Origin of the sequence: Nonomuraea ferruginea, assembly GCF_039540635.1 — a bacterium.
Lineage (GTDB): Bacteria > Actinomycetota > Actinomycetes > Streptosporangiales > Streptosporangiaceae > Nonomuraea > Nonomuraea ferruginea.
Window position 1 is genome coordinate 91,915 of sequence record NZ_BAABFD010000002.1, and the last position, 18,044, is coordinate 109,958.

17 protein-coding genes are annotated in these 18,044 nt (G+C 72.1%); 6 read left to right on the forward strand and 11 right to left on the reverse strand.

Annotation, left to right across the window (positions count from 1 at the left end; translation table 11 throughout):
- Positions 1-278: 278 nt before the first annotated feature.
- Positions 279-872 carry a DUF6461 domain-containing protein gene (locus ABD999_RS03730; protein ID WP_271278797.1) on the reverse strand — a complete coding sequence of 198 codons (594 nt, stop codon included), beginning with the start codon at positions 870-872 and terminating at the stop codon, positions 279-281.
- Between the two features lie 606 nt (positions 873-1,478).
- The gene (locus ABD999_RS03735; RefSeq protein WP_148031859.1) at positions 1,479-2,678 is read right to left on the reverse strand and encodes an MFS transporter; all 1,200 of its coding nucleotides are present in this window, start codon (positions 2,676-2,678) and stop codon (positions 1,479-1,481) included.
- A gap of 204 nt (positions 2,679-2,882) precedes the next feature.
- On the opposite strand from ABD999_RS03735, the gene ABD999_RS03740 reads away from it, so the two are divergent.
- Together ABD999_RS03740 and ABD999_RS03745 are read left to right on the forward strand one after the other, a co-directional pair.
- Positions 2,883-3,374, forward strand: coding sequence for a hypothetical protein (locus ABD999_RS03740; RefSeq protein ID WP_148031860.1), 492 nt, complete (start codon positions 2,883-2,885; stop codon positions 3,372-3,374).
- A 19-nt stretch (positions 3,375-3,393) separates the two neighbouring features.
- The gene (locus tag ABD999_RS03745; protein WP_148031861.1) at positions 3,394-3,630 is read left to right on the forward strand and encodes a DUF4342 domain-containing protein; all 237 of its coding nucleotides are present in this window, start codon (positions 3,394-3,396) and stop codon (positions 3,628-3,630) included.
- Positions 3,631-3,642: 12 nt separating this feature from the next.
- Here the strand turns inward: ABD999_RS03745 and ABD999_RS03750 are convergent, their stop codons facing one another.
- Positions 3,643-4,551, reverse strand: a complete 909-nt coding sequence (locus ABD999_RS03750) for a sigma-70 family RNA polymerase sigma factor (protein ID WP_222708962.1) — start codon at positions 4,549-4,551, stop codon at positions 3,643-3,645.
- 80 nt (positions 4,552-4,631) lie between these two features.
- Positions 4,632-5,480, reverse strand: a complete 849-nt coding sequence (locus ABD999_RS03755; protein WP_148031862.1) for a universal stress protein — start codon at positions 5,478-5,480, stop codon at positions 4,632-4,634.
- A gap of 179 nt (positions 5,481-5,659) precedes the next feature.
- Here ABD999_RS03755 and ABD999_RS03760 point away from each other — a divergent pair, with 179 nt between their 5' ends.
- Both ABD999_RS03760 and ABD999_RS03765 read left to right on the forward strand, forming a co-directional pair.
- Entirely contained in the window at positions 5,660-6,301 is a 642-nt protein-coding gene (locus ABD999_RS03760) for a response regulator (protein ID WP_148031863.1), read from the forward strand.
- 52 nt (positions 6,302-6,353) lie between these two features.
- Positions 6,354-6,803: a pyridoxamine 5'-phosphate oxidase family protein gene (locus ABD999_RS03765; protein ID WP_148031864.1), complete on the forward strand. Its 450-nt coding sequence runs from the start codon at positions 6,354-6,356 to the stop codon at positions 6,801-6,803.
- Here ABD999_RS03765 and ABD999_RS03770 read toward each other — a convergent pair.
- The 5 genes from ABD999_RS03770 to ABD999_RS03790 form a co-directional block, all read right to left on the reverse strand.
- The gene (locus ABD999_RS03770; protein ID WP_148031865.1) at positions 6,751-8,439 is read right to left on the reverse strand and encodes a GAF domain-containing sensor histidine kinase; all 1,689 of its coding nucleotides are present in this window, start codon (positions 8,437-8,439) and stop codon (positions 6,751-6,753) included. The two genes, ABD999_RS03765 and ABD999_RS03770, sit on opposite strands and share 53 nt — an antisense overlap.
- A 92-nt stretch (positions 8,440-8,531) precedes the next feature.
- The gene (locus tag ABD999_RS03775; protein WP_219545820.1) at positions 8,532-9,059 is read right to left on the reverse strand and encodes a hypothetical protein; all 528 of its coding nucleotides are present in this window, start codon (positions 9,057-9,059) and stop codon (positions 8,532-8,534) included.
- 127 nt (positions 9,060-9,186) lie between these two features.
- Positions 9,187-10,173: an Acg family FMN-binding oxidoreductase gene (locus ABD999_RS03780; RefSeq protein WP_148031867.1), complete on the reverse strand. Its 987-nt coding sequence runs from the start codon at positions 10,171-10,173 to the stop codon at positions 9,187-9,189.
- Between the two features lie 86 nt (positions 10,174-10,259).
- The gene (gene cydB, locus ABD999_RS03785) at positions 10,260-11,219 is read right to left on the reverse strand and encodes a cytochrome d ubiquinol oxidase subunit II (protein WP_219545818.1); all 960 of its coding nucleotides are present in this window, start codon (positions 11,217-11,219) and stop codon (positions 10,260-10,262) included.
- A gap of 10 nt (positions 11,220-11,229) precedes the next feature.
- Positions 11,230-12,603 carry a cytochrome ubiquinol oxidase subunit I gene (locus ABD999_RS03790; protein WP_271278798.1) on the reverse strand — a complete coding sequence of 458 codons (1,374 nt, stop codon included), beginning with the start codon at positions 12,601-12,603 and terminating at the stop codon, positions 11,230-11,232.
- A 183-nt stretch (positions 12,604-12,786) separates the two neighbouring features.
- On the opposite strand from ABD999_RS03790, the gene ABD999_RS03795 reads away from it, so the two are divergent.
- Entirely contained in the window at positions 12,787-13,749 is a 963-nt protein-coding gene (locus ABD999_RS03795; protein ID WP_271278799.1) for an Acg family FMN-binding oxidoreductase, read from the forward strand.
- Positions 13,742-16,348 (forward strand): bifunctional acetate--CoA ligase family protein/GNAT family N-acetyltransferase, encoded by a 2,607-nt coding sequence (locus ABD999_RS03800; RefSeq protein ID WP_271278800.1) that lies wholly within the window; start codon positions 13,742-13,744, stop codon positions 16,346-16,348. The genes ABD999_RS03795 and ABD999_RS03800 overlap by 8 nt, the downstream gene beginning before the upstream one ends.
- Before the next feature lie 52 nt (positions 16,349-16,400).
- On the opposite strand, the gene ABD999_RS03805 is transcribed toward ABD999_RS03800, so the two are convergent.
- Entirely contained in the window at positions 16,401-17,054 is a 654-nt protein-coding gene (locus ABD999_RS03805) for a CBS domain-containing protein (RefSeq protein ID WP_148031872.1), read from the reverse strand.
- A 77-nt stretch (positions 17,055-17,131) separates the two neighbouring features.
- A complete protein-coding gene (locus ABD999_RS03810) occupies positions 17,132-17,974 on the reverse strand; it encodes a universal stress protein (RefSeq protein WP_271280361.1) in 843 nt (280 codons plus the stop codon).
- Positions 17,975-18,044 lie beyond the last annotated feature (70 nt).

Below are 18,044 nucleotides of genomic sequence, written 5' to 3' on the forward strand. Positions count from 1 at the left end.
GACCCCGGGGCCTGACACAGACTGCGGTCGGCGTGATGCGCCAGATGGCGGATTTGGCAGAACGCGGCGTGGTGCGGCTCCTCAGGGTTCGTCGGGAGGTCGGGAAAACGGACCGGGAGCATGGCGAACGCGACACCTGCCCCAGCTCCCCTCTCGCTCGTCCCCGGCGAGCAATCGTCATGTCGCCCGGTCGGAGCTAATGGCACGCTAATGGCACGGATGACACGTTCTCATCGACCTGCCACCGCGACCGACTGTAGGGGCGTTGGATCCGGTCATCAGTCACGGATCGCGGCACCGAGGAATGGTGTGCTGAGCATGTCCTCCGAGAAAGAAAAGCCAGTGATCTTCTTCGCCAGAGCGAAAGACCGGGGGAAGGGGGCGTCGATACCGGGCCCCTCCCAGGACAGGCCGACTTCGCGCATCTCGCTGGCCAGGCGGTCGGGATCACTGCCCCAGCGTGTATCAGGAACCAATTGATCGAAGCTCGTGACCTCTTCACTGTCGACCGCGTAGACGAAATAGTCCGTGGCATGGAGGTTGCGATAGATCGACACCACCTCAGTCGCCTGAGAGAGGCTGCGGAGTAGGCGCTTGTTGAGGCCGATCGATCCAGTCCAGAGCTGGATCAGAACGGTCCAGCCGTTCATCTCCAGCGCGCCCACATAGCTGGTGCGCATGTTGTCCGAGTCGATGTACCTCATCGTTCGTTCTTGGTGCTCTTCGAAGGTCACCTCTCCGATCCCGTTGCAGTCTGCACCTAGACACGTCAACGCCTCACGAGGGCTGAGGGATCGGGCGAAGGTGACACAGGAGACGTCATAGAACGGGCCATGCTTTGCGAGCCAGCCAAATTCTTCGTGTACGTCCATCACCGTAACTCCCGTGATCAGTCACATGCATGATGGCAGCCGTCACCGACAGGGGCAGCACCTCGACGACATACGCCTGAGCGACAATAGGCACGGACGGAGTTGGAGCCACGTTCTCCAGTGAGCCAGGGTGAGAAAACGAACCCTGGATCGTCGACCGCCCCCAAGCACGTACGGGGTTCAGCCATGCAGTGGCAATCGTAGGGCTGCATCTGTGCGGCGGCGCGGCAACCCCGGTCCGAGCGTTCGACTGGTACGGCGGGGCAGGCATGCGGTGCCCGGCCCGGTGTCCCGCCGCGATCCGGAGGGCGCGGCGAACGTGCTGGCAGAGTACGTCGCCCGGTGAAGGCGGGCACGGCTATCAAGTTCAGCCGCCCGGCGCCAGCGGCACGACGTCGGATGACGCACCCCTCATCGCGCCGAGTCAAGGAATTCGAGCCATCCGTCCCGGCTGGGCGAAGCCCGGCACCGAAGAGAACGCCCGAGCGCAGCGGGGCCCTTCGTGGACGGGCGGGCGTGCGGGGTCAAGGGAAGCCCGGGGCAACGGGTGGGTGCGGAGGATATCCAGGGTGTACAGCACCGGGTTCGAACCAGTGAGGCGAGGGGTCACCGGATCCGGCGGACGGATGGGGCGGCCGTGGCGGTGATGGCCAGGAGGAGGAGCCAGGCCGCCAGGGTCAGGGTGGCGGGCTTGGGTCCCCAGGCGGCGATCATGGCGCCGCCCGCCATCGTGCCCGCCGACAGGGCGCCCATGGTGAGCGTCTCCAGGGCGGCCGAGGTGCGGCCGCGCAGGTGGTCGGGGGTGATGGCGAGGCGGTGGCTGGTCATGGCCACCGAGTAGACGGGCGGCAGCACCGATTCCGCGAAGGCGACGAGGCCGAGGAGCAGGGCGTCGGGCGCGGCCGCGTACAGGGGGAAGACGAGGGCCTCCACCCACAGCATGGCCGCGGCGAGGCGGCCGATCGGGAAGCGGGCGGCGAGCCGGGCCGCCAGCAGTGAGCCGAGCAGCGACCCGGCGGCGGCCGCGCTGAAGATCAGCCCGATCTGCTGGGGTGAGGCGCCCACGCCCTGCGCCAGGGTGATGATGACCAGGTAGCCGGCCCCGTACCTGAGCATGTCGCCGGTCTGGAGCAGGCCGAACAGGCGGATCACCGGCTGCCGCCACAGCCAGGTCAGCCCTTCGCGGATCTCCGCGACGAGGCTGCCGGGCCCCGGCGGGCGGGTCTCCTCCTGGAAGGACGCCCGCATGAGCCGCAGGCTGGCGGCCGAGGCGACGAACGAGACGGCGTTCACGGCGAACGGCACGGTCCGGCCCAGCCCGTGGACGGCCGCGGCGAGGGTGGCGCCGCTGACCCGCAGCGTGTTGAGCGTCCCCTGGGTGACGGCGAGGGCGCGGGCGAGCTGGGCGGGGCCGACGATGGTGGGCAGCGCGGCCGTGCTCGCGGACTGGAAGAGCGCGTGCAGCACGCCTCCGAGCGCCGCGACCGCGTACAGGTGGGGCAGGGTGAGCCGGTCCAGCCAGAGCGCGGCGGCGACGGTGGCGGCGAGGGCGGCGCGGCCGAGTTCGCACCAGATCATGGTGCGCCGGCGGTCCCAGCGGTCCACGAGCGCGCCGGCGGCCAGGCCGACGAGCAGGTAGGCGGCGGTGTTGACGCCGAGGACGAGCCCGCTCTGCGCGGCCGACCCGGTCATGGCCAGCACGAGGAGGAGGAAGGCGAAGTCCTGGATGTGGTCGCCGGCGTTGGAGACGATCTGGCCGGACAGGAGCAGGGCGAAGTTCTTGTTCCGCCTGAGGGCGGTGTTCATGTGGTGACACTCCGTTAGCGCGTACGGACACAAGGCGGCTGGAACCTCGTGCCGGGCGCTATTCGATCGGAGCGGTACGCATGCCGCGGAGGCTAGCAATGACCCGTGGCGCGCCGCACCGGGTTTTCCGGCCGAAGAAGGGACGGAAGGCCCTGCAGCTCGGCCTCCCGCGCCTGATGGAATGGAGGCATGAGGACGAATGCCATGAGGTGGACGGTTCTGACGCTCGCCGGGCTGGCGGCCTTCCGGCTGCTGGTCCGTCCGCGGCTGCTGCGCTGGGGGGCCACCGCCGGAGAGGCGCGCGCCCCGATGCCGGGCGACGCCGTCATCCCGCGCCCGCACGTCATCGCCACCCGGGCCGTCACCATCGCCGCCGCGCCCGAGGACGTCTGGCCCCTGCTGCCGGAGCTGGCCGGGCGGGGCGCCGAGGTCGTGGAGGAGGAGCCCGGCCGGACCCTGGTGATGGCCGTGCACGCCTTCCACGTCACCGTGACCTGGGCCGTGGAGCTGCGGGAACAGGACGGCCACACGCGGCTGGTCCTGCGGCAGCGGATCCTGTGCCGTCCGGGGGTGCTCGGGCTGATCTACCTGCTGCTGTCCGATACATCGGACTTCTTGGCCGTCCGCGGACAGCTCGCCACGGTCAAGGCTCTCGCCGAGGGGAAGCCTCACCGTGCGGCGATCGCCGTACCGTGAGTGGGAGGAGCCACGGCGCATGAGCGTCACCGAGGAGAAGCCGGAGCTGACCGACCGGATCAAGAACGTGATCCACGAGGGCAACGCCCGCATGATCATCGTCAGGGACACGCGCGGTCACACCGTCATGCAGGTGCCGGTGACGGTCGGCGTGGGGGCGCTGGTCCTCGCTCCCGTCGTGACCGCGCTGAGCGCGATGGGCGCGCTCGCCGCCCAGTGGACCATCAAGATCGAACGATCTGACGAGGACGACTGAGCCGGCCCTTCCTCAGTGCGTCCAGCGGTGCCGCATGGAGCGGCGCAGCCTGGTGAGCGACTCCTTCTCCAGCCGGCGCACCCAGTGAGAGGTGAGCCCCATCCGCGCGGCGATCTGCCGGGTGGTGTGCTCCTCGTACCCGTCGAGCCCGTACCGGAGCCTGAGGATCAGCTGCTGGCGGGGCGCGAGCCCGCCGAGGGCGGCGGCGAGCACCCGCTTGAGTTCCGCGCGCTCGACCGCCTGCTCGGCCCGCTCGCCGTCGGGGTCCTCGATCATGTCGCCGAGGGTCATCGCGTGCTGGCCGTCCTGGACGACCAGGTCGAGGCTGACGCAGTCCTGCGGGGTGCGCCGCAGGGCCGCCAGCCTGGCGGTCTCCTCGCCGGCCCTGGCGGCCACCTCGGCCTCGGTGGGCAGGCGGCCCAGCTGGTGGGTGGCCTCGATCTCGGCCCGGGTGACGGCGATCAGGCGGTCCTGCAGGCCGATGGGCAGCCGCACCGTGTGGGCGTGCTCGATGCCCTGCTGGATGGCCTTGCGGATCCACCAGGCGGCGATGGTGGAGAACCGGTAGCCCTTGGTGTGGTCGTACCGTTCGACGGCGCGGATCAGGCCCAGGTTGCCGTCCTGGATGACGTCGGCGAACGACAACCCGCGGTGGGCGTACCGTTTGGCGATGGCGACGACCAGCCGCAGGTTGGCGCGGATCATGTGGTCGCGGGCGGCCCAGCCGTCGGCGGCCACGGCCGCGAGCTCGGGGTCGGGGCCGCGCTCGGCGACCAGGTGGGCGGCGTAGGCGCCCGCCTCCATCCGTCTGGCCAGCTCGACCTCCTCCGAGGCGGTCAGCAGCGGGGTGCCGCCGATCCCGGCCAGGTAGCCGCTGAGCTGGTCGTGATGGTCCGGCCCGGCCTTCGCCTGCGCTGACACCGCCGCTCCCCCGTCCTCGGAGTCCTGAGATCACCTCCACCTTGACGGGCGGCGGCCTCCGGCGGTGGTGGCCAAGGTCCTCAGGGGCGGGGACCTTGGGCCTCGGTGCGGCACCGGACCACGGCGAGGGGTGCCGGGGAGTGCTGGAGCATCGCCTGGCTGACCGAGCCGAGCACCATGCCGGCGAACGTGCCGTAGCCGTGGGTGCCGACGACGAGCAGTCCGGCGCCGGTCGCGGCCTCCCTGAGCACCTCGACGGGGTGTCCCTGGACGATCTCCTCGATGACGTGCACGCCGGGGTGGTTCTCACGGTGGCCGGCGAGCGCGTCGCGCAGCACGGCCCGTTCGGGTCCCTCGCCGTCGGACGGCTCTAGGCCGGTCCAGGACCAGGCGTGCACGACGCGCAGGGCGTGGCCGCGCAGCTCCGCCTCGGCGAAGGCGAAACCGAGCACGCGGCTGGAGGCGGGCGAGCCGTCGACGCCGGCCACGACCTCGTCGCGCGGCTGTGCGGGCAGCTCGCGGACGACGACGACGTCGCAGGTGGCCTGGCCGGCCACGCCGTGCGCGACCGAGCCGACCAGCAGGCCGCGCACGGCGCCGAGCCCGTGGCTGCCGACGACGAGCAGCTGGGCCTCGCGCGCGGCGTCGATGAGGGCGCCGCGCGGGTCGCCGGGCAGCAGGACGGTCTTCACGGAGATGCCCGGCCGTTCGCGCCGGGCCCGCTCGGCGGCCGTGGCCAGCACGGACTCACCGCCCTGCCGCATCCACGCCGCGACCTCGGCGTAGCGGCCGCCGGCGCCGGTCTCGACCGCCCAGCCGGCGATGGCGTGCCCGATCGTCAGCGGCACCTCCCGCAGCGCCGCCTCCCTGGCGGCCCACGCCGTGGCTTCCAGCCCGGCCCTCGACCCGTCGACCCCCACGATGATCATGTACGTGTCCTTCCTCTCCCCTGGTCCCGACCTTATCCCCGGCAAGATCCTCAGCCGGGACGCGGGCCCTTGCTTTCATGATCCGATGGGGTCCGGAGCGATGGACAGGGCCGTACTGCCTGGGTCGAAGGGGACCTAAGCCTCTTTCGGTCCAGGGTGATGGTGCTAACGTCGGAGGCATGATTCGCGTGTTCCTCGTCGACGATCACGAGGTGGTCCGGCGCGGTGTCGCCGCCCTGCTCGATTCGGAGGACGACATCGAGGTCATCGGCGAGGCGGGCACCGCCGAGTCGGCGGTGGCCAGGATCCCGGCGCTCCGGCCTGACGTGGCCGTGCTCGACGTGCGCCTGCCCGACGGCAACGGCGTCGACGTGTGCCGTGAGGTCCGCTCCAAGGTGCCGGGCCTGGCGTGCCTGATGCTGACGTCGTACGCCGACGACGAGGCGCTGTTCAACGCGGTCATGGCGGGAGCCGCCGGTTACGTGCTCAAGCAGATCCACGGCTCCGACCTGGTGGGCGCGGTGCGCACGGTGGCCTCCGGCCAGTCGCTGCTGGACCCGCAGACCACCGCGGCGATGCTGCAGCGGCTGCGCGACCAGGCCGCCAAGCAGGACCCGCTGGCCGCCCTGTCGGAGCAGGAACGCCACATCCTCGACCTGATCGGCGAGGGGATGACCAACCGGCAGATCGGCGAGCGGCTGTTCCTGGCCGAGAAGACGGTCAAGAACTACGTGTCCAACCTGCTGTCCAAGCTCAACATGCAGCGGCGCACCCAGGCCGCGGCGCTGGCGGCACGCCTTCGTGCCGGTCGGGGCGAATGAAGGGACCTTCGCCCCTAATGACGTGCGTTCCCTATGGGGAATGCTGGGTCCCATGCAACTCGATTCGTCCGGCCTGCAGGTGCTCTCCAGGGAGGAGTGCCTGCGTTTGATGTCGTCGACGCCCATCGGGCGGATCGTCTTCACCGATCGCGCCCTTCCCGCGGTGCAGCCCGTGGCGTTCCTGCTGGACGGCGAGCGGATCGTCATCCGTACCGGCATCGGCTCCAAGCTGGCCGCCGCCACCCGGCAGGCCGTCGTGGCCTTCGAGGTCGACGAGTTCGACCCGGAGCTGCGCACCGGCTGGTCCGTGACCGCCGTCGGGCACGCGCGCGCCGTGACCGACCCCGGCGAGATGTCGCGCCTGGCCTCGCTGCCGCTGACCCCGTGGGCGCCCGGCAGCAAGGACCACTACATCGTGGTCGAGGCCGAGCGGATCAGCGGCCGGCGCATCATAGGGGGACACGCCAGCGCAGCGACGACCCTCCCTCGTCCGGAGAGCTGATCTCGAACGTGCCGCCCAGCCGGGTGGCGCGCTCTTCCAGGTTGCGCAGGCCGCTGCGGCGGCCCTCGGCGGGGATGCCGACCCCGTTGTCGTGCACGGTCAGCGTCAGCCCGTCGCCCGTGACCTCCACCGCCACGCCTGCCCTGCTGGCCTTGGCGTGCCTGACGATGTTGGAGAGCATCTCGCGCAGCACGGCGAGCACCTGCTCGGCGACCTCCTCCGGCACCTGGTTGTCGATCTGGCCCTCCATCCGCAGGCCGGGCATGAAGCCGAGGTGGCCGCGGGCCGACTCGACCAGGTCGACGATCCGGCCGCGCAGGGTGGGCCCGGTGGTCTCGGGGGTGGCCTGGAGGGCGAAGATGGTGGAGCGGATCTGGCGGATGGTCTCGTCCAGCTCGTTGACGGCCTGCTGGAGCCGGTTGGACGCCTCGGGCCGGTCGACCAGGCGGACGGTGCTCATGAGCGTCATCGCGATCGCGAACAGCCGCTGGATGACGACGTCGTGCAGGTCCTTGGCGATGCGGTCGCGGTCTTCGAGCAGGCCGAGCCGCTCGGCGTGGCGTCGCGTCTCGGCCAGCTCCAGCGCGATGGCGGCCTGGCCGGCGAACGCCTCCAGCATGCGCAGGTCTGCGGCGCTGAAGGGCAGCCGCCCGCTCCACTTGGCCAGGGCCAGCACGCCGCGCACCGTCTGGCCGGAGCCGAGCGGGATCAGCAGCTCGGGGCCGTAGCCCAGCTCGCGCAGCTCGGAGTCGCGGTCGTGCAGGTCGTCGGCGGTGGCGGCGTGGCCGGTGCGGAACACCTGGCCGGCCGGGCTGTCGTCGAGGCCGAAGGTGATGCCGGTGGTCTCCTGGCCGCCGTCGCCCTCGGCGTACTCGACGTGCAGCCGTTTCCCGTCGGGACCCGGCAGCAGGACCTGGACGAGGTCGGCGCCGGTCATCTGGTGGGCGCGGGTCGCCATCATGCTGAGCACCTCGTGCGGGGCGGCGCCGGACAGCAGGCGGGTGGTGATCTCGGAGGAGGCCTGCAGCCAGGTCTCGCGCCGGCGCGTCTCCTCGTACAGGCGGGCGTTCTCGACGGCGACGCCGGCCGCGGTGGCCAGCGCGATGACGATGGCCTCGTCCTCCTCGTCGAACTCGCCGCCGCCGCGCTTCTCCGTCAGGTAGAGGTTGCCGAACACCTCGTCGCGCACCCGTACGGGCACGCCCAGGAAGGTGCCCATGGGCGGGTGGCCGGGCGGGAAGCCGTAGGACTCGGGATGGTCGGAGATGCGGCCCAGCCGCAGCGGCCTGGCGTCCTTGATGAGCAGGCCGAGCAGGCCGAGCCCGTGGGGCCAGTGCTCGATCTTGGCGATCTCCTCCTCGCTCAGCCCGACCGGGATGAACTGGATGAGAGTGCTCTCCTGGCCGACCACGCCCAGCGCCCCGTAGGTGGCGTCGACGAGCCTGGTGGCGGTCTCCACGATGCGCCGCAGCACGGTCTCCAGGTCGAGGTCGCTGCCCACCGAGACGACCGCTTCCATCAGGGCGTGCACCCGGTCGCGGGTGGCCAGCACCGCCTGCAGGCGCACCTGCAGCTCCGCCAGGAGGTCGTCGAGACGCATGCTGGGCAGCAACGGGCTCTGCTCACTCTCCCTCATAAGGGTCAGTCTCGCACCCGCACACGACGGGCGCCCACCCCCGGTGGGGGCGGGCGCGGCGGTGCTGATGACGGTGCTGATGAGGCGGGAGGTCAGCGCAGGTACGGGTTCCGCTGGATGATCGGCAGGTTGCCCAGGCCGAGGGTGGTGCCGGCGTTGGCCAGGGCCAGACCGGCGAGGACGATCGTGTAGATGATGTGGTCGTCCATGAACGGGTTGGTGGTCAGAGGCAGCGCGGCCGCCCACATGAGCATCAGCATCAGGCCACCGGCGACGGCGGCCACTCGCAGGCCCACGCCCAGCATGAGCGCGGCGCCGACGCCGAGCAGTCCGGCCATGAACAGCCAGTCCACCCAGGGCTGACCGGCGAGTGCGGTGAAGAAGCCGCCGAGCGCGTTCTCCTCGGTGCCCTTCAGGAAGCCGGTGGTGGGGCTGCCGCCCGCCAGCCACGCCTTCTCGGCGGTGGTGGCGAAGCCGAGGCCGAAGGTCTTGTCGAGGAACGCCCACAGGAAGGTCCAGCCCAGCGCGATCCTGGCGATGGCCCAGACGTAGTCGACGGGGCGTCTGCCGTCGGCGGTCAGGGTCGTGTGGACGGGCTTGGCGGGGGTGGTGGTGGCCATGACGGGCCCCTTTCAGGTCGGGCTGGGTCTTTCCCTCACATCCCCATCACACCGTTTCGAACCCTTTCCCAGGCAGTGCCGGACGGCCTCCCGCGTGGTGACCTTGGTCCCCCGCCCGGCGGGCACTTCAGCCCAGCAGGTCCTCCACCGGGCGCCGTACGGCGTCCTTGTCGTCGAAGGTGATGCCCAGCCGCATGATCATCTGCGGGTACTCGCCGGAGCACAGCTCCTCGCGCAGGAACTCCCGCAGATGGCGCATCTCCAGCACCTGCGTGTGGAAGGCGGCGCTGACCCCGTACGCGGAGGCGTGCAGGAGGACGCGCTGCAGCGACTGGCCCGCGGCCAACCAGTCCTCGCGGGTGTCGCCCGGCGTGGTCAGCAGGGCCACGACGCCGGTGCCGGTGGCGCCGGGGTCGCCGGTCTCACTGCCCCACTGGTGGCGCCAGGAGTAGTCGCGCTGGGCGAAGTGCGGCTGGGTGCGGACCGGATCGCGGGGGTAGGCGCCCGCGGGCACGCCGTCCGTGCGGGTGCTGCCCGGCGGGCGGGCCCAGCGGATCAGCTCCAGGGTGAAGCGCCGGTCCTGCGCCTGCACGCCCTGCGCGGCCTGGGTGAGCGCGGCGACCACGGTGACCGCGTCGGGCGCGACCACGGGGGTGAGCCGGGCGCCCTCCGCGGCAGCGCTCTTGACCAGCGCCTCGACCAGCCGGTCGGGCACCGGCAGGCCGGTGAACCCGGCCCGGTGGGTGCGCCGCCGCTCGATCTCGGCGGCGAGGACCGAGGTGCGCTCGTCGGGGTCGGACTCGGCGCCGACCCGGACCACGGCCAGCAGCGCGGGCCGGTCGGGGTCGGGCATGACCCGCACGTCCGGCTCGTACCCGGCCCGGCGCATCGCGGTCCGCATGGTGAACAGGGCCGCGCCGCAGCTGACGATCATCTCGCGGCCCTCGGCGTCGCCGAAGCGCAGCCGGCGCTCGGCGTCGGCGCGCAGGCTGATCTCCTCACCGGTGACGGCGAAGGTCCACGGCTGGGTGTTGTGCACCGACGGCGCCCAGCGGGCGGCCTCGACCGCGGCTTCCACGGCCGCCTTGGGCGAGCGGCTGGCCGGACGGTTCATGACTCCACCTCCAACTGACGATAACCCAGCGCATCACACCGGGAGGCGGCCGGGCAGGGCCTGAGGTCCCGCCGTTGCGCACCGTCTCACGCCCCGGTCAGCCTGCGGCGGAAGACCCAGTACGTCCAGCCCTGGTAGACGAGCACCACCGGGGTGAAGATGACCGCCACCCAGGTCATCACGGTGAGGGTGTAGGGGCTGGAGGCGGCGTTGGTGATGGTGAGGCTGTTGGCCGGGTCGAGCGCGGGCATGACGTTCGGGAACAGCGCGGTGAACAGGGCCGCCACCAGGGCGGCGATGGCCAGCGCGCTGCCGGTGAACGCCCAGCCGTCCCGGCCGCGCACGGTGGCCAGGAGCGACGCGACGAGCGCGGCGGCGGCCACGCCGGTGATCACCCAGTAGGCCGGCTTGTCGCTGCCGAGCAGCACCAGGAACGCGGCCGCGGCCACGACGGTGAGCGGGCCGAGCACACGGGCGATCCTCCTGGCCCGCTCGCGCAGCTCGCCCGTGGTGCGCAGGGCCAGGAACACGGCGCCGTGCTGGGCGAACAGCAGCAGCGTGGCCAGCCCGCCGAGCAGCGCGAACGGGTTCAGCAGGGTGAACAGGGTGCCGGTGTACTCGTGGTCGGCGTCCAGCGGCACCCCGGCGGCGATGTTGGCGAACGCCACGCCCCACAGCACGGCCGGGCCGAGCGAGCCCCAGAAGAAGGCCCGGTCCCACCCTTTCTGGCTGTCGCTCTTGTTCCGGTACTCCAGCGCCACACCGCGCAGGATCAGCGCCAGCAGGATGAGGAACAGCGGCAGGTAGAAACCGGAGAACAGGGTGGCGTACCACTCGGGGAAGGCGGCGAAGGTGGCGCCGCCGGCCACGAGCAGCCACACCTCGTTGCCGTCCCAGACGGGCCCGATGGTCCGCACGACGGTGCGCCGCTGAGCCTCGCCGCGGGCCACGAACGGCATCAGGATGCCGACCCCGAAGTCGAAGCCCTCCAGGACGAAGTAGCCCGTCCACAGAACGGCGATGAGCAGGAACCAGAACGTTTCCATGGGGTGATCCTCAGTAGCTCAGGGTGGGGGCCGCGGGCTCGGCTTCCGGCTGTTCCTCGGCGCCGAGCTTGATGTACTTGACCAGCAGCCGGACCTCGATGACGGCGAGGACCGCGTACACCAGGGTGAAGCCGACCAGCGTGATGGCGACGGAGGTGACGTCGACGCCGGGCGAGACGGCGGCGGCGGTGCGCATGAGGCCGAACACCGTCCACGGCTGGCGGCCCATCTCGGTGAAGATCCAGCCCATGGTGTTGGCCAGGAACGGCAGCCCGATGCCGAGGACGGCCAGCCGGTACAACCACGGCCGTTCGGGCAGCCGTCCCTTCCTGGTCAGCCAGAGCCCGAGCAGGGCGAGCCCGGCGGCCAGCATGCCGAAGCCGATCATGAGCCTGAAGGACCAGTACGCGATCCCGACCGCGGGCACGTAGTCGCCGGGCCCGTACATGGCCTCGTAGCGCTTCTGGATGTCGTTGATGCCCTCGACCTCGCCGTCGGGGGTGTTGGTGGCCAGGATGCTCAGCCCGTACGGGATCTGCAGGTTGACGTGGTTGCGGCCGTTCTCCACGTCGCCGACGGCGAACAGGGAGAAGCCGGCGGCCTTCTCGTCCTCCCACAGCGCCTCGGCGGCGGCCATCTTCATCGGCTGCTGCTCGGTCATCAGCTGGGCCTGCCAGTGTCCGGTGAAGGACACGCCGGCGGCCGAGACCAGGGCGACGGCCATCCCCAGGCGCATGGCCGGACGGAACAGGGAGGTCTCCCTCTTGCGCAGCAGGAACCAGGCGCTGACGCCGAGCACGAACGCGGCGGCGGTGAGGAACGCGCCGAAGATCACGTGCGGGAACGTCACCAGCGTGGTCGGGTTGGTGAGCACGGCCCAGATGTCGGTGAGCTCGGCGCGGCCGTTGTTGATCGTGTAGCCGACCGGGTGCTGCATCCAGGAGTTGGCCGCCAGGATGAAGTAGGCGGAGATGTTGGTGCCGATGGCGGCCGTCCAGATCGTGGCCAGGTGGACCTTCGGCGGCAGTTTGTCCCAGCCGAAGATCCACAGCCCGAGGAAGGTCGACTCCAGGAAGAACGCCATGAGCCCTTCCATCGCCAGCGGCGCCCCGAAGACGTCCCCGACAAACCTGGAGTAGTCACTCCAGTTCATGCCGAACTGGAACTCCTGCACGATGCCGGTGACCACGCCCATGGCGAAGTTGATCAGAAAGAGGCGCCCGAAGAACTTGGTGAGGCGCAGGTACTCCGGCTTCTTCGTGCGGTACCACGCGGTCTGCCATCCCGCCACGAGGATCGACAGACCGATGGTGAGCGGCACGAACAGGAAGTGGTAGACGGTCGTGATGCCGAACTGCCACCGGGAGAGATCGAGCACATCCATGCGGGCCAGCATCGCGGCAGGTCAGAGGCGCTGTGTAGGGTCCGCCGGCCTCGCCCGCGAGGACCTTCGGCCAGGCCGAACGGCCCTCGCCGGGGGCAGGGACTTTGGACACCCGCGCGAAGGTCCTCCGGCTCTGCCTGACGGCACGAGGGCTCCGCCAGATTCGGAGGCAGGAGGTGCGTCATGTCCCCTACCCTCGTCAGCGCCGACCTCGGCGTCCGGCGGCTGCTCTTCGCGGCCGGTCAGGCGCCTTCGGTCTACAACACCCAGCCGTGGCGCTTCCACGTCGTGCCCGGCCGGCGCATCGAGCTGCTGGCCGACCCCGACCGCAGGCTGCGGGTCGCCGACCCGCGCGGCCGTTCCATGATGGTGAGCTGCGGGGCCGCGCTGTTCAACCTGCGGCTGGCGGTGCGTTACGTGGGCCGCCGTCCCATCGTGTGGCTGCTGCCGGATCCGGAGGAGCACCCGCTGCTCATGGCCGCCGTGCGCACCGCCGACGGCCGCCCGGTCCGGGGCGAGAACCGCGAGCTGTACGAGCTGATCCCGGTGCGCCGCACCAGCCGTGAGCCGTTCTCGGACCGGCTGGTGCCGCCGTCGGTGCTCGGCGACCTGCGCATCGCCGCCTCACGCGAGGGCGCGAGCCTGGTGCCGCTGGACGCCGAGGGCGTGGCCGAGATGCTGGACCACGTGGCGCTGGCCGAGGACGAGCTGTCCCGCGACCACGACTATCAGGCGGAGCTGGCGGCGTGGACCATGCCGGGTGCCCGCTTCGACGGGGTGCCCGCCTATGCGCACGGCCCGCGCCCGGCCAGGGACCCGGCGCCGGTGCGCGACTTCGGCCGGCACGAGCGGGACGCGCGGTTCGAGGAGCACCCGCAGCTGGTGGTGCTGACCACGCAGGGCGACCGGCCGATCGACTGGCTGCGCGCCGGGCAGGCATTGCAGAGAGTGCTGCTGACCGCGACCAGGCACGGGCTGTCCGCCTCGTTCCTGAACCAGCCGCTCGACCTGCGCGACATGCGCCGGCGCAGGGACCCGCACCACCGTCGGGGCCACGCCCAGATGATCATTAGGCTGGGTTACGGACCTCAGGTGCCGGGTAGCCCGCGCCGCCCAGCAAGCGAACTGGAGAGGCAAGATGCTTGACGGATACGACGTCCTGCTCCGCGACGGCGGCATCGCCCACCTGCGCCGGCTGCGCCCCGGCGACCGGGAGGCGCTGCACGAGCTGGTGGACCGCTCGTCCGAGCGCTCGGCGTACCTGCGTTTCTTCACCGGGGGCCGGGCCACCGCGCACGCCTACATGGACCGCGTCACCGGCCCGGAATGGGCCGGGCACGCGCTGGTGGCGACCGTCCGGGATCGGCTGGTCGCGGTCGCCGAGTACATCCCGGCCGGTGACGGCAGCGCCGACCTGGCGATCCTGCTGGACGACGCGGTGCACGGCAACGGCCTCGGCACGCTCATGCTGGAGCACCTGGCGGTCAACGCCGCCGCCAACGGGGTGCGCACGCTCGTCGCCGACGTGCTGGCCGAGAATCGCCCGATGATCAACGTGCTGCGCGACCTGGGGCTCGACACCACCCACGAGTTCGCCGGCGGCAGTCTGCACATGGTCGTCGACGCGCGCGTCACACCGCGGCTGCGGGCCGAGATCGAGGCCCGCGACCACGCGGCGGAGCGCGCCTCGCTGGACCGGGTGCTGCGGCCGCGCTCCGTCGCGGTGATCGGCGCCTCCCGCGACCCGTCGTCCGTCGGGCACACGGCGCTGCGCAACCTCGTCGACGGCGGCTTCGCCGGCCCCGTCTACCCGGTCAACCCGAGCGCCGGCGAGATCGCCGGCCTGACCGCCTACCCGAGCGTCCTGGACGCGCCGGGCCCCGTCGACCTGGCCATCGTGGCGGTGCCCGCCCAGCACGTGCTGCGCGTGACCCGCGACTGCGCCGAGGCGGGGGTGGCCGGGCTCATCGTGCTGACCTCCGGGTTCGCCGAGGCGGGCCGGCCGGGCGCCGAGGTGGAGATCCTGCGCGTGTGCCGGGGCGCCGGCATCCGGCTGATCGGCCCGAACTGCCTGGGCGTGGTCAACAGCCACGCCCGGCTCAACGCCAGCTTCCTGCCCGTCACCCCGACCGAGGGCCGGGTCGGGCTGGTGTCGCAGTCGGGCGCGGTGGCGGCCGCGCTGCTGGAGCGGCTGGACGTGTCCATGTTCGTGTCCGTCGGCAACAAGGCCGACGTGAGCGGCAACGACCTGCTGGAGTACTGGGAGGACGACCCGGACACCGACGTCGTCGCGCTGTACCTGGAGTCGTTCGGCAACCCGCGCAAGTTCGCCCGCATCGCCGGGCGGGTCGGCCGCAAGAAGCCGATCCTGCTGGTCAAGAGCGGCCGCACGGGCGCCGGCGACCGGGCGGTCCGCTCCCACACGGCGGCCGCCGCCACCCCGGACGTGGCCGTGGACGCGCTGGTGCGCGCCTCCGGCGTGATCCGGCTCGACAGCGTGCACGAGCTGATCGACACCGCCCGGCTGCTGTCCACGCAGCCGCTGCCCGCCGGGCGGCGGGTGGCCATCGTCGGCAACTCCGGCGGGCCGGAGGCGATGGCCGCCGACGCGTGCGAGGCGGCCGGGCTGTCGGTGCCGGAGCTGCCGGCCGGGCTGATCGAGGCGCGCGGCAACGCCGCCGTCGGCAACCCCGTCGACCTCACCGCCGACGCGAGCGCGGCGGAGCTCGGCGCGGCCATCGAGGCGGCCGCGGGCTCGGACGCGGTGGACGCGGTCCTCGTGGTCTACACGCCGCCGTTCGGCTCCGGGCTGGAGAAGACGCGCGAGGCCATCGCGGCCGCCGCGGCCGGCTCCGCCAAGCCCGTGCTGGCCTGCGTGGTCGGTCACGACGGCGTCATCGACGGCAGGGTGCCCAGCTACGCCTTCCCCGAGCAGGCCATCAAGGCGCTGACCCAGGCCGCGCGGTACGCCGAGTGGCGCGAGCGCCCCCTGCCCGAGCACGAGGAGCCGCCCGCCGCCGACGTGGAGTCCGCCGAGGAGATCGTACGGGCGCATCTGCACGAGAACCCCGACGGCGGGTGGCTCTCCCCCGCCGCGGCCAACCGGCTGCTCGCCTGCTACGGCGTCGACGTGGCCGAGGCGGTGCCGGTGCACGACGCCGACGCCGCGGCCGAGGCCGCCGGCCGCGTCGGGCTGCCCGCGGTGCTCAAGGTGACGGGGCCGGTGCACAAGAGCGACGTCGGCGGCGTCCGGCTGGGCCTGAAGACGGCCGCGGACGTACGCGACGCCTACCAGGACATGTCCGCCCGGATCGGGGCGGAGATGACCGGCGCGATCGTGCAGCGGATGCTCCCCGCCGGGGTGGAGATCATCGTCGGCGGGGTCAACTATCCGACGTTCGGGCCGCTGGTCATGGTCGGGATGGGAGGGGTGACGGCCGACCTGCTGGCCGACCGCGCGTTCCGGGTGCCGCCGGTGGGCGCGGCCGCCGCCCGCGAGCTGATCGGGGAGCTGCGGTGCGCGCCGCTGCTGTACGGCTACCGCGGCTCCCCGCCGGCCGACGTGGAGGCGCTGTCGGGGCAGATCGCCCGGATCAGCCGCCTGCTGGAGGACCTGCCCCAGGTCGCCGAGCTGGACCTGAACCCGGTCATCGTGACGCCGGACGACGCGGCGGCGGTGGACGTCCGGATCCGGGTCGCCCCGGCCCAGGCGCCGCCGTCGCCACTGCTGCGCCGCATGCGCTGACACCCAAGAAGGGGGGCCGCCCGGCCGGGCGGCCCCCCTTCCGCGTTCTCTCTCACATCAGCGGCGGGACGGCCATCAGGTCTCCCTTGTCGTGTTCGAGCTCGGAGACGACGTCCACGACGCCCTCCACGGCCCGGACGGCCGCCACGAGCGCGACGGCCTCGGAGGTCCACCGCACCCGGCCGCCGAGGGTGACGACACCCTGCTCGACGCGGACGGTGAAGTCGCCCTCCGGCAGCCGGGCGCGTACGTCGGCCTCGACGTCGGCGGCCGGGCGGGTGAAGACCCGCAGCACGTCGCGCTGGTGCAGGGTGCCGGCGATGCGGCCGGTGACCGGGTCGATCACCGGCACCTGCTTGATGCGCCGGTCGTGCATGACCCGGGCGGCGTCCCTGACGGTCATGCCGGGGGTGACGGTGATGGCCGGGGAGGTCATCAGCTGGCGGGCCCTGACCCCGGCGGCCTTCTGGTGTTCCAGCCGCTGCCGCGGGCCCTCGAAGATGGACACGCTGTGCCGTACCGGGTCGATCTCCTTGAGCAGCAGGTCATCCTCCGACACCACGCCGACGGGGCGGCGGTCGGCGTCGATGACGGTGACGGCGCCCACGGCGTAGCGTTTCATGGCGCCGATGATGTCGCTGAAGGACGCGTCCTCGAGCACCGCGATGGCGACCCGCCCCATGACGTCCCTGACGTGAATGGTCATGATGCCTCTCCTTCCACTTCCACGATCGGCCATGGGGCCGGCCACCGGCAGCGGCGAAGGTCCCATCCCGCCGGGACCTAGGACCGGACCACCGCCACGGGGCAGCGGGCCTGGTGCAGCACGCCCCGGCTGACGGAGCCGAGCAGCGCCGAGGCCACCGCGCCGCGGCCGTGCGAGCCGACGACGACCAGGTCAGCGCCGGCGGAGGCGTCGGCGAGCTCCTCGACCGGCCGCCCTGACCGCACGTCCTCGACGACGTCCACCTGCGGGTACTTCTCCCTGAACGCCGCCAGCCGGTCGCTGACGGCCTGCCGCCTGGCCTCGCCGATCTCGTCCAGGTCGTACGAGACCTCGGGCGCGAAGGCGTGCACCGGGAGCTGCCAGGCGTGCAAAGCGCGCAGCCGGGCGCCCCGGAGCCTGGCCTGCTCGAAGGCGTAGCCGAGCGCCGCTTCGCACTCGTGCGAGTCGTCCACCCCGACCACGACCTCCCCGCGCGGCGCGAACCGCTCGCCGCGCACGACCACCACGGGCCGGTGCGCGTGCCCGGCGACGTGCGTGCTGACGGAGCCGAGCAGCGCGCCGGACAGGCCGCCCAGCCCGCGGCTGCCGACGACGATCTCGACCGCCGACCCGTCAAGTTCGCGCAGCACCCCGGCGGGCGACCCCTCGACGGTCTCGGCGGTCACCTCGACGGTCGGCTGGCGCTCGTGCACCAGTGCCACCGCCTCGGCCAGCGCCTTCTGCCCGGCCTTCTGCAGCGTGTCGGGCGCGACGCCGGCGGGGAACCTGGTGATCTGGTACGGGGCGCGGTCGACGGCGTACACGACCCGGAGCGGCTCGCGCATCCGGAACGCGTCGCCGGCCGCCCACTCCACAGCGGCCCGCGAGGTCACGGAGCCGTCGACACCTACAACGATCATGATGTGCCTCCTCGTGTCCCTTTCATGACACCGCGTGCCGGGCCTCCCCGGCAGGGCCGGAGGTCACATC

Bases quoted from the DNA above. Each gene is read 5' to 3' on its own strand.
- ABD999_RS03795 (WP_271278799.1), top strand. From the start codon at position 12,787: ATGTCCCCTACCCTCGTCAGCGCCGACCTCGGCGTCCGGCGGCTGCTC.
- ABD999_RS03755 (WP_148031862.1), bottom strand. From the start codon at position 5,480: ATGATCATCGTGGGGGTCGACGGGTCGAGGGCCGGGCTGGAAGCCACG.
- ABD999_RS03770 (WP_148031865.1), bottom strand. From the start codon at position 8,439: ATGAGGGAGAGTGAGCAGAGCCCGTTGCTGCCCAGCATGCGTCTCGAC.
- ABD999_RS03730 (WP_271278797.1), bottom strand. From the start codon at position 872: ATGGACGTACACGAAGAATTTGGCTGGCTCGCAAAGCATGGCCCGTTC.
- ABD999_RS03790 (WP_271278798.1), bottom strand. From the start codon at position 12,603: ATGGATGTGCTCGATCTCTCCCGGTGGCAGTTCGGCATCACGACCGTC.
- ABD999_RS03765 (WP_148031864.1), top strand. From the start codon at position 6,354: ATGCAACTCGATTCGTCCGGCCTGCAGGTGCTCTCCAGGGAGGAGTGC.
- ABD999_RS03780 (WP_148031867.1), bottom strand. From the start codon at position 10,173: ATGAACCGTCCGGCCAGCCGCTCGCCCAAGGCGGCCGTGGAAGCCGCG.
- ABD999_RS03740 (WP_148031860.1), top strand. From the start codon at position 2,883: ATGAGGTGGACGGTTCTGACGCTCGCCGGGCTGGCGGCCTTCCGGCTG.
- ABD999_RS03745 (WP_148031861.1), top strand. From the start codon at position 3,394: ATGAGCGTCACCGAGGAGAAGCCGGAGCTGACCGACCGGATCAAGAAC.
- ABD999_RS03800 (WP_271278800.1), top strand. From the start codon at position 13,742: ATGCTTGACGGATACGACGTCCTGCTCCGCGACGGCGGCATCGCCCAC.
- ABD999_RS03805 (WP_148031872.1), bottom strand. From the start codon at position 17,054: ATGACCATTCACGTCAGGGACGTCATGGGGCGGGTCGCCATCGCGGTG.
- ABD999_RS03760 (WP_148031863.1), top strand. From the start codon at position 5,660: ATGATTCGCGTGTTCCTCGTCGACGATCACGAGGTGGTCCGGCGCGGT.
- ABD999_RS03775 (WP_219545820.1), bottom strand. From the start codon at position 9,059: ATGGCCACCACCACCCCCGCCAAGCCCGTCCACACGACCCTGACCGCC.
- ABD999_RS03810 (WP_271280361.1), bottom strand. From the start codon at position 17,974: ATGATCGTTGTAGGTGTCGACGGCTCCGTGACCTCGCGGGCCGCTGTG.
- ABD999_RS03735 (WP_148031859.1), bottom strand. From the start codon at position 2,678: ATGAACACCGCCCTCAGGCGGAACAAGAACTTCGCCCTGCTCCTGTCC.
- cydB (WP_219545818.1), bottom strand. From the start codon at position 11,219: ATGGAAACGTTCTGGTTCCTGCTCATCGCCGTTCTGTGGACGGGCTAC.